Raw genomic sequence first — 14,772 nt, forward strand, 5'->3', positions numbered from 1 at the left:
TCTGTAGGTATTACTTCGAACAATCGAAAAAACGAATAACACATGAAAGCCCTTCTACAAGTGATTAGCCTAGTCGTGATTAGCGTGGTGGTGATTATTATCCCACCGTGCGGGGCATCGCTTGGAGAAAGAAAGGCTTAAAAATCAAGTCTGGAATTCCAAAAACCCCCGCACCGAAAGGTCCGGGGGTTTTTTTTTAACCAGACAAAATATTAGCGAATCAGCGAGGAACAGATTATGAGCAGTAGCATAAAATTCTGTTGTTCCCCAAGGAACACAGGAGAATAACCATGACAGGTGCACAGTGGGTAGTTCAGGCTTTACGCGCGCAGGGTGTTGATACAGTGTTTGGTTATCCTGGCGGCGCAATCATGCCAGTGTACGATGCGCTCTACGATGGCGGCGTGGAACACCTATTGTGCCGTCATGAGCAAGGTGCGGTGATGGCGGCAATTGGTTATGCCCGTGCAACCGGCAAAACTGGCGTATGCATCGCTACTTCGGGTCCGGGCGCCACCAACCTGATTACCGGCCTGGCGGATGCGATGATGGATTCCATCCCGGTTGTGGCGATCACTGGTCAGGTCTCTTCCGCCTTTATCGGCACGGACGCCTTCCAGGAAATCGATGTACTCGGTTTGTCGTTAGCCTGCACCAAGCACAGTTTCCTCGTTGAATCGCTTGATGATTTACCTTCCGTGATGGCCGAAGCCTTCGCTATTGCACAGTCCGGCCGCCCTGGTCCGGTACTGGTTGATATCCCGAAAGACATCCAAATTGCCCATGGCGAACTGACGCCGCACCTGCTGCCGGTGGAAGAAGAAGTGAGCTATTCGGCGCAGCATATCGCGGAAGCGCGTGCCTTAATGGCACAGTCGCACAAACCGATGCTGTATATCGGCGGCGGCGTGGGCATGGCGCAAGCCGTTCCCGCACTGCGCGCCATGGCGCAGGAAACCGGTATTCCGATGGTTTCCACCTTGAAAGGTCTCGGTAGTGCGGATGCCAGCAGCGATCTCTATCTCGGCATGCTGGGCATGCACGGTACCAAAGCCGCTAACCTCGCGGTGCAATCCTGCGATTTGCTGATTGCAGTGGGCGCACGTTTTGACGACCGCGTCACTGGCAAGCTGGATACCTTCGCGCCGCATGCCAGCGTCATCCATATCGATATCGATCCTGCCGAACTGAACAAACTGCGCCGTGCGCACGTCTCTTTGCAGGGTGACATGAATCAGGTGCTGCCTGCGCTGAGCATGCCGCTGCAGATTGATGGCTGGCGCGCGGAAGTGAGCGCGATGAAAACTGAATTCGACTGGCGCTACGATCATCCAGGCGAAGCGATTTACGCGCCGCTGCTGCTGAAGCAGTTATCCGATCGCAAAGCGGATAGCGCGGTGGTGACCACCGACGTTGGTCAGCATCAAATGTGGGCCGCTCAGCACATGAGCTTCACCGCACCAGAAAACTTCATCACCTCCAGCGGCCTCGGCACCATGGGCTTTGGCCTGCCAGCGGCGATCGGTGCGCAAGTGGCGCGTCCTGAAGATACGGTGATCTGCGTATCTGGCGATGGCTCGATCATGATGAATATTCAGGAGTTGGGCACCATCAAGCGCGGCAAACTACCCGTAAAAATCCTGCTGTTGGATAACCAACGTCTGGGCATGGTGCGCCAGTGGCAGCAACTGTTTTTTGATGGACGCTATAGCGAAACCATTCTTACCGACAATCCCGATTTCCTCACGCTGGCCAGCGCCTTTGATATTCCAGGCCAGCGCATTAGCCGTAAAGATCAGGTCGACGCCGCCCTCGATGCTCTGCTGAACAGTGAAGGTCCTTACTTCCTGCATGTTTCGATAGATGAGCATGAAAACGTCTGGCCATTGGTACCACCGGGTGCCAGCAACGCAAACATGATGGAGAAAACCGCATGAACCAGCATCAATTGTCTATCGAAGCTCGCTTTCGCCCTGAAATATTGGAGCGCATTTTGCGTGTCGTGCGTCACCGTGGATTCCAGGTGTGTGCGATGAACATGGCCTCCGCGGTCAATGTCGAGAACATTAATATCGAAATGACCGTTGCCAGCCAACGCTCTGTCGATTTACTGTCTTCGCAGTTAAGCAAACTTATGGATGTCGCTTGCGTCGAGATCCAACAACAGACAACACAACAAATCCGCGCTTAGTCGCCAAAGGAAAAAAGCAATGAGTACAAAGAAAGCAGACTTTATTTGGTTCAATGGAGAGATGGTTAAGTGGGAAGACGCCAAGGTCAGCGTAATGTCTCACGCACTGCATTACGGTACTTCTGTGTTTGAAGGCGTACGTTGCTACGACTCACACAAAGGCCCAGTGGTGTTCCGTCATCGTGAACACATGAAGCGTCTGCATGAATCCGCCAAAATTTACCGTTTCCCGATCAAAGCCAGCGTAGATGAACTGATGGAAGCGTGCCGCGAAGTGATCCGCGTGAACAAACTGAAAAGCGCTTATATCCGTCCGCTGGCCTTTGTGGGTGACGTGGGCCTGGGTGTAAACCCGCCAGATGGCTACACCACCGACGTAATCATCGCCGCCTTCCCATGGGGTGCTTACCTGGGCGCTGAAGCGCTGGAAAACGGCATCGATGCGATGGTTTCTTCGTGGAACCGCGTGGCACCAAACACCTTGCCGACCGCTGCGAAAGCCGGTGGTAACTATCTCTCCTCTCTGCTGGTGGGTAGCGAAGCACGCCGTCACGGCTATCAGGAAGGTATCGCCCTCGACACCAACGGCTATATTTCAGAAGGCGCTGGCGAAAACTTGTTCGAAGTGAAAGATGGCGTTCTGTTCACGCCACCGTTCACCTCTTCGGCGCTGCCAGGCATCACCCGTGACGCCATCATCAAGCTGGCGCAAGACATGGGGATCGAAGTGCGTGAGCAGGTTCTGTCGCGTGAATCGCTGTATCTGGCAGACGAAGTCTTCATGTCAGGTACTGCAGCGGAGATCACCCCGGTGCGCAGCGTCGATGGTATTCAGGTTGGCGAAGGTAAACGTGGTCCGGTCACCGGTCGTATCCAGAAGGCCTTCTTTGGCCTGTTCACTGGCGAGACGGAAGACAAGTGGGGCTGGTTGGATCCGGTTAACGCATAACGAGATTTTTTGCGGGCGTCAGATGGCGCCCGCAACCTTATTATTACTGGAGTAAATAGAGCATGCCAAAGTACCGTTCCGCCACCACCACCCATGGACGCAACATGGCCGGTGCCCGTGCCTTGTGGCGCGCGACTGGAATGACCGACGACGATTTCGGTAAGCCGATTATCGCCGTGGTTAACTCATTCACCCAATTCGTACCGGGCCACGTGCACCTGCGCGACCTTGGCAAATTGGTTGCTGAAGAAATCGAAGCAGCAGGCGGTGTAGCCAAAGAGTTCAACACCATTGCGGTGGATGATGGTATCGCCATGGGTCATGGCGGCATGCTGTATTCACTGCCTTCACGTGAGCTGATTGCCGATTCAGTGGAGTACATGGTTAACGCGCACTGCGCCGACGCCATGGTGTGTATCTCCAACTGCGATAAAATCACCCCGGGCATGCTGATGGCCGCACTGCGCCTCAACATTCCGGTGATCTTTGTTTCTGGCGGCCCGATGGAAGCCGGTAAAACCAAGCTGTCCGATCAAATCATCAAGCTGGATCTGGTGGACGCGATGATTCAGGGTGCGAACCCGAACGTCAGCGATGCCGACAGCGATCAGATTGAACGTTCTGCCTGTCCAACCTGCGGCTCCTGTTCTGGGATGTTCACCGCCAACTCCATGAACTGCCTGACCGAAGCGCTGGGCTTGTCGCAGCCAGGTAACGGTTCACTGCTGGCCACACACGCCGATCGTAAAGAGTTGTTCATCAATGCCGGTAAGCGCATCGTGAGTCTGACCAAACGCTATTACGAGCAGGATGACGTCAACATGCTGCCGCGCAACATCGCCACCAAGGCGGCGTTTGAGAATGCGATGACGCTGGATATTGCCATGGGTGGTTCCACTAACACCGTTCTGCACCTGCTGGCTGCGGCGCAGGAAGGCGAGATCGATTTTAATATCTCCGATATTGACCGTCTGTCGCGCAAGGTGCCGCAGCTGTGCAAAGTGGCACCAAGTACGCCGAAATATCACATGGAAGATGTGCACCGTGCGGGTGGCGTTATCGGCATTCTCGGTGAGTTAGATCGCGCCGGCTTAATCGACTCCAGCGCGCGCAACATTCTGCAGCAAAGCATGCGTGAAACCATCGATCAGTACGACATCATGCTGACCAACGATCAGGCCGTGAAGGATATGTTCCGCGCCGGTCCTGCCGGTATTCGTACCACCAAGGCGTTCTCGCAGAATTGCCGTTGGGACACGCTGGATGACGATCGTAGCGAAGGCTGCATCCGTACGCGCGAACACGCTTACTCACAGGATGGGGGGCTGGCGGTACTTTACGGCAACCTGGCAGAAGATGGCTGTATCGTAAAAACCGCGGGCGTTGATAAAGAAATCCTCACCTTCAAAGGCCCAGCCAAAGTGTACGAAAGCCAGGACGATGCGGTAGAAGCCATCCTTGGCGGCAAAGTGGTTGCCGGTGACGTGGTGGTTATCCGTTACGAAGGACCGAAAGGTGGCCCGGGCATGCAGGAAATGCTTTATCCCACCACCTATCTGAAATCGATGGGCCTCGGCAAAAGCTGCGCGCTGATCACCGACGGGCGCTTCTCGGGCGGCACCTCCGGTCTTTCGATTGGTCACGCCTCTCCGGAAGCGGCGAGCGGCGGCACCATCGCGCTGGTGAAAGATGGCGACATGATTGAAATCGATATCCCGAACCGTGGCATAAAGCTGGCGGTGGCGGATAACGAACTGCACGCCCGTCGTGAAGAAGAGCAGGCACGTGGCGAAGCGGCCTACACGCCGCACGGCCGCGTGCGTGAAGTCTCCTTCGCCCTGCGCGCTTATGCATCCCTCGCGACCAGCGCTGACAAAGGCGCGGTGCGCGATAAGTCCAAGCTGGGAGGCTAACCGATGGCTGAGTCTCAACCGCTACCCGCGTCGCCCAACGGCGCGGAATATTTGCGCGCCGTGCTGCGTTCACCGGTGTATGAAATCGCCCAGGTAACGCCGCTGCAGAAAATGGAAAAAATATCATCGCGTCTTGGCAACACCATTTTGGTGAAGCGTGAAGATCGCCAGCCGGTGCACAGCTTCAAGCTGCGCGGGGCGTACGCGATGATAGCCGGGCTGAATGAAGAGCAAAAAGCACGCGGCGTGGTGACGGCTTCGGCCGGTAACCATGCGCAGGGCGTGGCGCTCTCGGCCAGCACGCTTGGCATCAAATCACTGATTGTGATGCCGTTGGCCACGGCAGACATCAAGGTTGATGCAGTGCGCGCATTTGGCGGTGAGGCTTATCTGTTTGGGGCCAACTTCGACGAGGCAAAAGCCAAAGCGATCGAGCTGTCAGAACAGCAGGGTTACACCTTCGTGCCGCCGTTTGACCATCCTGCGGTCATCGCCGGACAGGGCACGCTGGCGATGGAGCTGTTGCAACAGGATGCGCATCTCGATCGCGTCTTCGTACCGGTGGGCGGCGGTGGTCTGGCAGCGGGGGTTGCGGTGCTGATCAAACAACTAATGCCGCAGATCAAAGTGATTGCCGTGGAATCGGAAGATTCAGCCTGCCTGAAAGCAGCGCTGGATGCCGGCGAGCCGGTGGATTTGCCGCGCGTCGGCTTGTTTGCTGAAGGCGTGGCGGTCAAACGCATTGGTGATGAGACCTTCCGTCTGTGTCGTGAGTATCTCGACGACATCATCACGGTGGATAGCGATGCGATATGTGCGGCGGTAAAAGATCTGTTCGAAGATGTGCGCGCGGTTGCGGAACCTTCAGGTGCGCTGGCGCTGGCGGGTATGAAGAAGTACATCCAGCAGCATGACATCAAAGGCGAGCGTCTGGCGCACGTGTTGTCAGGTGCCAACGTCAACTTCCACGGCTTGCGTTACGTTTCTGAGCGTTGCGAACTGGGGGAACAGCGTGAAGCACTGCTGGCGGTGACGATTCCAGAGCAGCAGGGCAGTTTCCTCAAGTTCTGCCAAACCATCGGTGGCCGCTCAATCACCGAGTTCAACTATCGCTATGCGGATGCGGATAACGCCTGCATTTTCGTCGGCGTGCGCTTAACGCGTGGGCTGGAGGAGCGCAGTGAAATCATCAACCAGCTGAACGAAGCCGGTTATCACGTGGTGGACCTGTCGGATGATGAGATGGCAAAGCTGCACGTGCGCTACATGGTGGGCGGCCGTCCATCGAAGCCGCTGCGTGAACGCCTGTTTAGCTTTGAGTTCCCGGAAGCACCGGGCGCGCTGCTGAAGTTCCTGCAGACGCTGGGCGCACACTGGAATATCTCGCTGTTCCACTATCGCAGCCACGGCACCGATTACGGTCGCGTGCTGGCGGCGTTTGAAGCTAACGAGCAGGAGCCGGATTTCGAAACTCATCTCACCGCGTTGGGTTACGAATGGCACGACGAAGCGAACAACCCGGCGTTTCGTTTCTTCCTCGCCGGGCAGTAATTACAGCTGGTGCCAGAACGCATTGATAAGCGGCTCCCCGAGCCGCTTTTTTTGTACGCACACGCCAAGCTCCAGCGGCGCAACAGATTCCACATTCTCCAGCGTTAACACGCGATTGCGCACCGGTTCCGGACTGTTTTCCAGCACCACATCCGGCAGCAGCGCAATGCCACAGCCCAGCGCCACCATCGAGACAATCGCCTCGTGTCCCGAAACCGTGGCGTAAATCTGCGGATTGGGGATGCGCTGGCGGCGGAACCATAAATCAATGCCGCGGCGCGCAGGCCCTTGTTCCGGCAGGATAAACGGAATTTGCGCCCAATCCGGCTCATCCTGCGTTGCCTGGCTGCGCACCGGACAAGGCAGCGCCGGGGCGATCAGCACCAGCGGGATCAGCCCCAGTGGCGTAAAATCTATACTGGCAGGCAGCGATTCAGGTCGGCCGGCAATGGCGAGATCGGCGTCACCGGACTGCACCATTTCAATCGCATCGGCGGCATCACCGGTGGTGAGCTTGATCTCCACCTGCGGATGTTCGGCACGGAAGCGGTCGAGAATCGGTGGCAGATGACTGTAAGCGGCCGTCACCGAGCAAAACAGGCGCAGTTCGCCGCTGAGCGACGGACCGTTGAGATCCATCACATGGCGCAGCTGCTGGTATTGCAGCAACGTCTGCTGTGCAAACTGGCGCAGACGCTCACCGGCTTCGGTCAGCGTAACGGTACGATTATCACGCAGAAATAGCGCGTGGCCGACATCCTCTTCCAGGCGCTGAATCTGGCGCGAAAGGGTGGATGGGCTGACGTGCATGGCGCGCGCAGTACGTCCGAAATGGCAGCTTTCCGCCAAATGAAGAAACAGTTTCAGGTCTCGTAAATCCATGCGCTTGTCGCCTCAACGTTATGTTGCAATTTCTGCAATGTGACCTTGCTAATATATCAATTTAAGCAATAGATTTCCTGTCATATGATGGGGTCATTCGCGGCGTAATAGACAACGCTGTTCCTGAACAAAAACAAACACAACATCTAACCGGAGTACCCATGGCTAATTACTTCAACACATTGAATCTGCGCAACCAGTTAGCGCAGCTGGGCAAGTGTCGCTTCATGGCGCGCGATGAATTCGCCGATGGTGCAAGCTTCCTGAAAGGCAAAAAAGTGGTCATCGTTGGCTGTGGTGCTCAGGGTCTGAACCAGGGCCTGAACATGCGTGATTCTGGCCTGGATGTGGCGTATGCCCTGCGTGCTGAAGCGATTGCTGAGAAACGTGCCTCTTTCCGTAAAGCCACCGATAACGGCTTCAAAGTCGGCACCTACGAAGAACTGATCCCGCAAGCCGATCTGGTGGTTAACCTGACGCCGGACAAACAGCACTCCGCCGTCGTTCAGGCTGTTCAGCCGCTGATGAAAGATGGCGCGGCGCTGGGTTACTCACACGGTTTCAATATCGTTGAAGTGGGCGAAACCATTCGTAAAGACATCACCGTCGTGATGGTGGCGCCGAAATGCCCGGGTACCGAAGTGCGTGAAGAGTACAAGCGTGGTTTCGGTGTGCCGACGCTGATCGCGGTTCACCCGGAAAACGATCCAAAAGGTGAAGGCATGGCGATTGCTAAAGCCTGGGCCGCAGCCACCGGCGGCGACCGTGCAGGCGTGCTGGAGTCTTCCTTCGTTGCGGAAGTGAAATCTGACCTGATGGGCGAGCAGACCATCCTGTGCGGTATGCTGCAGGCCGGTTCTCTGCTGTGCTTCGACAAGTTGGTGGCGGAAGGTCACGACGCGGCTTACACCGAAAAACTGATTCAATTCGGCTGGGAAACCATCACCGAATCTCTGAAGTTCGGCGGCATCACCTTGATGATGGATCGTCTGTCTAACCCGGCGAAAATCCGCGCTTATGCGCTGTCTGAGCAGCTGAAAACCATCATGGCACCGCTGTTCCAGAAGCACATGGATGACATCATCTCTGGCGAATTCTCTTCTGGCATGATGGCTGACTGGGCTAACGACGATAAAAACCTGCTGACCTGGCGTGAAGAGACCGGTGCTACCGCGTTCGAAAATGCACCGCAGTTTGAAGGCAAAATCGAAGAGCAGGAGTACTACGACAAAGGCGTAGTGATGGTTGCGATGGTGAAAGCGGGCGTTGAGCTGGCGTTCGAAACCATGGTTGACGCAGGCATCATCGAAGAGTCGGCTTACTACGAATCACTGCATGAGCTGCCGCTGATTGCCAATACCATCGCCCGTAAGCGCCTGTATGAAATGAACGTGGTTATCTCAGATACCGCAGAATACGGTAACTACCTGTTCTCCTTCGCGGCCGTTCCGCTGCTGAAAGAGTTCATGACCACGCTGCAGCCAGGCGATTTGGGTAAAGCGGTTGAAGGCACTCAGGTTGATAACGCGCAGCTGCGTGACGTCAACGAAGCGGTGCGTCAGCACCCAATCGAATCGGTAGGCCGCAAGCTGCGTGGCTACATGACCGATATGAAACGTATCGCCGTCGCGGGCTAAGCCACGCACGACACCGTTTTCAGCACAAAGAAACCCCGGCTTGCCGGGGTTTTTTATTATGTGGGATTCGATCGGTTCAGCATGAATGCTGACTATACAACATCGTAGGGTCGCCATTCATGGCGACCTGGTTTCCGCATACCTTATCTCAATCAATAAAAAACCCGGCTAAAAGCCGGGTTCTCTTAACGCTCAATCAAATCACACCGCTTCATACAGCGTCTGATTACGGGTCTCTTTACAGGCAATCAGCGCAATCAGCGTCAGCACTGCCATTGAAGCCAGATAGAAACCTACCGCCTGCAAACCGTAATTGGCGTTTAACCAGGTGGCGATATAGGGCGCAACCGACGCACCAAGAATCGACGAAAGATTATAGGAGAACGACGCGCCGGTATAACGTACTTCGGTCGGGAACAGCTCTGGCAGCAGCGCGCCCATTGGACCAAACGTCAAACCCATAATGCTCAAGCCGAGAATCAGGAAGCCCATCACCAGCACCTGAGAACCCGAACCGAGCAGCACGGGGAACATCAACGCAAAAGCGATAATCATCAGCGTAATGGTGATCATGGTTTTACGGCGACCAAAGCGATCGGCCAGCAAACCGGCAATCGGCACCATCACACCAAAACCAATCACTGCCACCATCAACATCCACAGGAAGCTATTACGCGAATAACCGAGGCCTGCCGGGGCGGGTGCGGTGCCGTAACTCATCGAGTAGACGGTCATAATGTAGAACAGCGTATAGGTGGCAAGCATGATGAAGGTACCGAGAATGGTCGCCGTTAAATGCTTGCTCAGCAGCGTACCAATCGGCATCCGCACCTGCTTATTCTCTTTCTGCACTTTGGCAAACACCGGGCTTTCATGCAGCGAAACGCGCACATACAAGCCAATCAGCACCAGCACTGCAGAAAGGATAAACGGCACGCGCCAGCCCCAGTTCATGAACTGCTCATCAGTTAGTAGCCATGACAGCAACAGGAAGGTGCCGTTGGCGAAGAAGAAGCCAATCGGCGCGCCAAGCTGTGGGAATGAACCATAAAGCGCGCGTTTCTTTGCGGGCGCATTCTCGGTCGCCAAAAGTGCCGCACCGCCCCATTCGCCGCCCAGGCCAAGACCCTGACCAAAACGCGCCAGCGCCAGCAGCAGCGGGGCAGCCACGCCAATGGTTTGATAGCTCGGCAGCAAACCAATCAGCACTGTCGAAACGCCCATGGTCAGCAGCGATGCCACCAGGGTGGCTTTACGGCCGACGCGATCGCCAAAGTGCCCGAACAGCGCAGAGCCGATAGGGCGCGCAACGAAGGCGATGGCGAAGGTAGCCAGTGATTGCAGCGTGGCGACGGTTGGATCGCCCTGCGGGAAGAAGATATGCGGGAAAATAATCACCGCGGCAGTGGCATAAATATAGAAATCGAAGAATTCGATGGCGGTGCCGACAAGCGATGCCACAACCACTTTGCCGCGTGAATTGACCGGCGTGTCGTCGTGTTTTTGGTCGAGTGTTTCTGTGATGGAGGCTTGCATAAGTGTTTCTTAATTGTAAATGTAGACAGAGAATCTTACGCACCTGGTTTGCGGCATTCAATGGCGAAAAACCGCGTCAGACCGGGCTTTTTCGGCGAAAAAGTGGATAATTTCTGAGTTGATGCAATCAGTGGCGGATGGGAACGGGAAGTGTCACTTTTTTGGCGTGAATCTCTGCAAAAGGGCCAAATTAAAGTGACCCTTCAGCGTTTCCTGCTGGTTTTTGCTGGAAAAGCAGCCAGCAGGAAACATTTTTAGCTAGTTGAGAAAATGTAACAAGTGAGCCAGCCTATTTTGCCTGATGCGGCTGCGGCATCTCTTTATCATCTTTGTATTTCGCCGTGGCGATCCACGCTGCGCAGAACAGCGTCAGACGTGCAAAGAAGTAGAAGAAGGCCATTAAGCCAAGCACCGAACCAAAGGCCGCGCCAGAAGGCGAGGTTGCCAGTTTTGGCAGGGTCAGCGTCATCACAAATTTAATCACCTCAAAGCCAATTGCTGCCAGCAGCGTACCGCGGAACAGCGCTTTCTTACGCGGCTTATGGCGCGGCAGAATCCAGAAGATCCACAGGAACAGCAGGTAGTTCGCGAAAATAGAGATCGATAACGCGATGATGGTCATCGCTGGTCGCAGCCACTCAATATCCTGCAATCCCAGCGCATTCACAATTGCCGCCTGCGCCGCACCTGCAATGGAGGTCAGCGACAGCGTAATCACCAGCGCAAACATCAAACCAAGCAGTGAAAGCAAATCACGCGCGTACTTTTTCCAGAACTTCTCCTGGTCATCTGGCTTACGTTCCCATACATCGCGCGACTGCGCGCGCACCGCTTCACGCAGATTGCCCATCCAGTTGATGCCGGAGTACAGCGCCAGCAGCAAACCGGTCAATCCTACCGTTGCGCGCTGCTGAATCGCGGTATTCACCGTGTTCTTCAGGGTGGTAGCCAACGTAGGATCGCTGATGCTGTTAACGATTTTGTTGATCAACTCGGTGAGCAAGTCCTGATTCGACGCCAGCACAAAGCCGACAGCCGCAAAGGAGACCATCAAAATCGGTATCAGGGAGAGAAATGAGAAGTAGGTGATAGCCGCGCCAAACTGGCTGCCGAGGCGATCGTTAAAGCGTTCAAGCGCACGCAAAAAATGTGCGACCGCGGGAATCGCCTGAAACCAGGCGGCAAAGCGCGAAACGTTTTGGATCGAGCCATCTACGGTTTTATTACCGGTTTTGATATCAATCAGCGGCTTGGCTTCTGCCTCAGCCGCGCTCTCTTTAGGGGTGTTGTCCGTCATAGACGATAGTCATCCTGTTCACTGCGAAAATACAATTATAGCGTCTTATGTCACATACTCTTGTAGGACTTGGCTGAGCCACTCCATAAACACTCGCACGCGGCGCGCCACGTTACGACGATGCGGATAAAGCAGCGAGATCGGCATCGGTTTCGCCGGGAAGTGATGCAGCACTTCTACCAGCTGTCCTGATTCCAGCAGCGGCTGTACGCCAATTGCCGGTACCTGAATAATGCCGAGACCGGCGAGACACGCGGCACGATAGGTCTCGGTACTGTTTACCGTCACCACGCCGCCGGTTTGAATGTAATGACACTGTTTGCCATCAAAATACTCAAAGCCCTGTGAAGGTTGCCCAAGCTGTTGGCTGTAATGCACCATCGCATGTTGCGACAAATCTTCCAGCCGCACCGGCATGCCGAAGCGGGAAAGGTAGTCGGCGCTGGCGCAGTTGATCAAAGCGTGAGTGCCAATTTTGCGCGCAATCAGGCCGGAATCTTTCAGCTCGCCCACGCGTACCACGCAGTCAAAGCCTTCACGAATCACATCCACCTGACGATCGCTGCTGCTCAGCTCAATCTCCACGCCAGGATAGTGCTGTAAAAACTCCGGCAGGCGCGGCAACACAAAGCCGGTCGCCATCGCCACCGACATATCCACGCGCAGTTTGCCGCTTAAAGTGCCGGGATCGTGCTGAAACAGGCTGTCTATGTCGTCGAGCATCGATAGTAAATCGAGGCAGCGATCGTAATAGACCAGGCCATCCTGAGTCAGATGCACGCGGCGCGTGGTGCGATGCAGCAGGCGCGTACCCATTTGATTTTCCAGCGCCTGTAGCTGGCGTGAAACGCTGCCTTTCGGTAAACCGAGACTTTCTGCCGCACGGGTAAAACTGCCCATTTCTGCCACCCGCACAAAAACCTGCATTGCGTGAATTTTATCCATGTTGTTCACCGATTGTTGTTGTTAGTGAAACAGTGCTGCGTATTCCTCTGCGTTTATAGATCAATTATTCGCGAATATCCTTATCCCGTGTTCAATTTTCCAACTGGAGCGAAACATGAGTCATAAAATTGCATTGATTACCGGCGGAAATCGCGGTTTAGGCAAAAATGGCGCGCTGAAACTGGCCGCTAAAGGCACCGATATCCTGTTTACCTATCGCAACCATGCTGAAGAAGCGCAGGCGGTAGTACAACAGATTGAAGCGCTGGGCGCGCGTGCAGTGGCGCTGCAGCTGGATGTTGGCGACACGGGGCAATTTGATGGCTTTGTGGCCCAGGTAAAAGAGGCGCTGCAAAAAACCTGGCAGCGTGACAACTTTGACTATTTAGTGAACAACGCCGGCCACGGCCACTACAAGCCCTTTGCCGATACCACGGAAGATGAGTTCGACGCACTGGTGAATGTGCATTTCAAAGGGCCCTATTTCCTGACGCAGAAACTGCTGCCACTGCTGGTGGATGGTGCGCGCATCCTGAACATTTCCAGTGGCTTAACGCGTATGACGCTGCCAGGTTCTGGCACTTACGCGTCGATGAAAGGCGCGATGGAAGTATTAACCCGCTATCAGGCTAAAGAGCTGGGTGAACGCCGCATCCGCGTCAACATTCTGGCGCCAGGAGCGATAGAAACCGATTTTGGCGGTGGCCACGTACGTGATACCAAAGATCTCAACGACCACATCGCTTCGGTGACTGCGCTGGGTCGTGTGGGATTACCGGATGATATTGGTGACGCCATTAGCGCAATTCTCAGCGATGAAACCAGCTGGATCACCGCGCAGCGCATTGAAGCCTCAGGTGGCCAGGCACTGTAATCCGTAGGGTCGCCATTAATGGCGACCTCATTAAACCGCGACGCCAGCCAGGTTGCCATAAATGGCAACCTTACACCGCAATCGTCCCATCAATCACCGTCACCGTTTGGCCGCCAATCCAGATCGCTGCATCACTAAAACTCACCTGAATGCGACCTTCACGCTGAATCACGCTGCCCTGGCGCGCCCGATAATCACGCGTTTGGCCCTGGGCGGCGAAGTAGCGTGCCAGGCACGCATTGGCGCTACCGGTAACCGGATCTTCGGTCAAACTGCCATTCTCAACCAGCAACGCGCGCACTTCGTACTGCTCGTTTTCATCCGCGGGAAGCGCGCCAAAAATCATCGTGCCGTTAACATCGGCATGCTGTTGCAGACGATGTAAATCGGCCACCGAGGGCACCACATCCAGTACCGCCTGCGCGCTGCTCAGTGGAATCAGCAGCCAGCGAATGCCCATATCGACGATGGTGGGTGCCTGGCTGAGATCAAAGGCTTCGCTGTTGAGCGCACTGCTCATCAGCGCATCGCTAAAAGGCGTTAAGGTGGCGGCGGGGGCTGCAAAGGCCAGCGCGCCGTCGTGGCTAATCTTCACCTCAACCAGGCCAACGCCGCACTCCTGCACAATCTTGCCCGGCGTTTTTAGCGGCCAACCCGCTTCGAGTAGCGCGTGCGCGGTGCCGAGCGTTGGATGACCGGCAAAGGGCAGTTCACCTTCTACGGTAAAAATGCGCACGCGGTAATCTGCCGCTTCATCTTGCGGCGGCAGCACAAAGGTGGTTTCCGACAGATTCGTCCAGCGCGCGATTGCTGCCAGCTGCGCGTCACTTAATCCCTGCGCATCCATAATCACCGCCAGCGGATTACCTTTGAACGCCGATGAGGTAAACACATCCACCTGTTTAAATGCGACCTGCATTGTCACTCCTTCCTCGTTGAGGTTGTCTGAAATCCGGATTTACATCCTGCCGATTGCGAAAGGCCAGCAACAGGGCTA

The 14,772-nt window shown here is 55.4% G+C and carries 13 protein-coding genes; 8 read left to right on the top strand and 5 right to left on the bottom strand.

Annotated features, from left to right (window positions below):
* Positions 1-42 precede the first annotated feature (42 nt).
* The 6 genes from ilvL to ilvA all read left to right on the top strand — a co-directional run bounded on the left by ilvL (position 43) and on the right by ilvA (position 6,604).
* Positions 43-141 carry an ilv operon leader peptide gene (ilvL, locus tag CRO19_RS09880; RefSeq protein ID WP_071531048.1) on the top strand — a complete coding sequence of 33 codons (99 nt, stop codon included), beginning with the start codon at positions 43-45 and terminating at the stop codon, positions 139-141.
* 149 nt (positions 142-290) lie between these two features.
* The gene (gene ilvG / locus CRO19_RS09885; protein ID WP_097095672.1) at positions 291-1,937 is read left to right on the top strand and encodes an acetolactate synthase 2 catalytic subunit; all 1,647 of its coding nucleotides are present in this window, start codon (positions 291-293) and stop codon (positions 1,935-1,937) included.
* Positions 1,934-2,191: an acetolactate synthase 2 small subunit gene (ilvM, locus tag CRO19_RS09890; RefSeq protein WP_097095673.1), complete on the top strand. Its 258-nt coding sequence runs from the start codon at positions 1,934-1,936 to the stop codon at positions 2,189-2,191. The genes ilvG and ilvM overlap by 4 nt, the downstream gene beginning before the upstream one ends.
* Before the next feature lie 19 nt (positions 2,192-2,210).
* Positions 2,211-3,140, top strand: a complete 930-nt coding sequence (locus CRO19_RS09895) for a branched-chain amino acid transaminase (RefSeq protein ID WP_097095674.1) — start codon at positions 2,211-2,213, stop codon at positions 3,138-3,140.
* A 62-nt stretch (positions 3,141-3,202) separates the two neighbouring features.
* On the top strand, positions 3,203-5,053 hold the full coding sequence (ilvD, locus tag CRO19_RS09900; protein ID WP_097095675.1) for a dihydroxy-acid dehydratase: 1,851 nt from the start codon (positions 3,203-3,205) through the stop codon (positions 5,051-5,053).
* 3 nt (positions 5,054-5,056) lie between these two features.
* On the top strand, positions 5,057-6,604 hold the full coding sequence (gene ilvA / locus CRO19_RS09905) for a threonine ammonia-lyase, biosynthetic (protein ID WP_097095676.1): 1,548 nt from the start codon (positions 5,057-5,059) through the stop codon (positions 6,602-6,604).
* On the opposite strand, the gene ilvY is transcribed toward ilvA, so the two are convergent.
* On the bottom strand, positions 6,605-7,486 hold the full coding sequence (gene ilvY / locus CRO19_RS09910; RefSeq protein WP_007888824.1) for an HTH-type transcriptional activator IlvY: 882 nt from the start codon (positions 7,484-7,486) through the stop codon (positions 6,605-6,607).
* Positions 7,487-7,647: 161 nt separating this feature from the next.
* Here ilvY and ilvC point away from each other — a divergent pair, with 161 nt between their 5' ends.
* Positions 7,648-9,123 (top strand): ketol-acid reductoisomerase, encoded by a 1,476-nt coding sequence (ilvC, locus tag CRO19_RS09915; protein ID WP_097095677.1) that lies wholly within the window; start codon positions 7,648-7,650, stop codon positions 9,121-9,123.
* A gap of 201 nt (positions 9,124-9,324) precedes the next feature.
* Here ilvC and CRO19_RS09920 read toward each other — a convergent pair whose 3' ends face one another.
* From CRO19_RS09920 to CRO19_RS09930, 3 genes are all read right to left on the bottom strand, one after another.
* Positions 9,325-10,659, bottom strand: coding sequence for an MFS transporter (locus CRO19_RS09920; RefSeq protein ID WP_097095678.1), 1,335 nt, complete (start codon positions 10,657-10,659; stop codon positions 9,325-9,327).
* 289 nt (positions 10,660-10,948) lie between these two features.
* Entirely contained in the window at positions 10,949-11,956 is a 1,008-nt protein-coding gene (gene yhjD, locus CRO19_RS09925; protein ID WP_097095679.1) for an inner membrane protein YhjD, read from the bottom strand.
* Between the two features lie 45 nt (positions 11,957-12,001).
* Positions 12,002-12,901: a LysR family transcriptional regulator gene (locus tag CRO19_RS09930; protein WP_097097627.1), complete on the bottom strand. Its 900-nt coding sequence runs from the start codon at positions 12,899-12,901 to the stop codon at positions 12,002-12,004.
* Positions 12,902-13,016: 115 nt separating this feature from the next.
* On the opposite strand from CRO19_RS09930, the gene CRO19_RS09935 reads away from it, so the two are divergent.
* A complete protein-coding gene (locus CRO19_RS09935; RefSeq protein WP_097095680.1) occupies positions 13,017-13,775 on the top strand; it encodes an SDR family NAD(P)-dependent oxidoreductase in 759 nt (252 codons plus the stop codon).
* Positions 13,776-13,845: 70 nt separating this feature from the next.
* Here CRO19_RS09935 and CRO19_RS09940 read toward each other — a convergent pair whose 3' ends face one another.
* Positions 13,846-14,694 carry a PhzF family phenazine biosynthesis protein gene (locus tag CRO19_RS09940; protein ID WP_097095681.1) on the bottom strand — a complete coding sequence of 283 codons (849 nt, stop codon included), beginning with the start codon at positions 14,692-14,694 and terminating at the stop codon, positions 13,846-13,848.
* Positions 14,695-14,772 lie beyond the last annotated feature (78 nt).

The organism is Candidatus Pantoea floridensis (assembly GCF_900215435.1).
Taxonomy (GTDB): domain Bacteria; phylum Pseudomonadota; class Gammaproteobacteria; order Enterobacterales; family Enterobacteriaceae; genus Pantoea; species Pantoea floridensis.

Coding starts and splice junctions, on each gene's coding strand:
- ilvL (WP_071531048.1), top strand. CDS start 43: ATGAAAGCCCTTCTACAAGTGATTAGCCTAGTCGTGATTAGCGTGGTG.
- ilvM (WP_097095673.1), top strand. CDS start 1,934: ATGAACCAGCATCAATTGTCTATCGAAGCTCGCTTTCGCCCTGAAATA.
- ilvD (WP_097095675.1), top strand. CDS start 3,203: ATGCCAAAGTACCGTTCCGCCACCACCACCCATGGACGCAACATGGCC.
- CRO19_RS09920 (WP_097095678.1), bottom strand. CDS start 10,659: ATGCAAGCCTCCATCACAGAAACACTCGACCAAAAACACGACGACACG.
- ilvY (WP_007888824.1), bottom strand. CDS start 7,486: ATGGATTTACGAGACCTGAAACTGTTTCTTCATTTGGCGGAAAGCTGC.
- CRO19_RS09935 (WP_097095680.1), top strand. CDS start 13,017: ATGAGTCATAAAATTGCATTGATTACCGGCGGAAATCGCGGTTTAGGC.
- CRO19_RS09940 (WP_097095681.1), bottom strand. CDS start 14,694: ATGCAGGTCGCATTTAAACAGGTGGATGTGTTTACCTCATCGGCGTTC.
- ilvC (WP_097095677.1), top strand. CDS start 7,648: ATGGCTAATTACTTCAACACATTGAATCTGCGCAACCAGTTAGCGCAG.
- CRO19_RS09895 (WP_097095674.1), top strand. CDS start 2,211: ATGAGTACAAAGAAAGCAGACTTTATTTGGTTCAATGGAGAGATGGTT.
- ilvA (WP_097095676.1), top strand. CDS start 5,057: ATGGCTGAGTCTCAACCGCTACCCGCGTCGCCCAACGGCGCGGAATAT.
- CRO19_RS09930 (WP_097097627.1), bottom strand. CDS start 12,901: ATGGATAAAATTCACGCAATGCAGGTTTTTGTGCGGGTGGCAGAAATG.
- yhjD (WP_097095679.1), bottom strand. CDS start 11,956: ATGACGGACAACACCCCTAAAGAGAGCGCGGCTGAGGCAGAAGCCAAG.
- ilvG (WP_097095672.1), top strand. CDS start 291: ATGACAGGTGCACAGTGGGTAGTTCAGGCTTTACGCGCGCAGGGTGTT.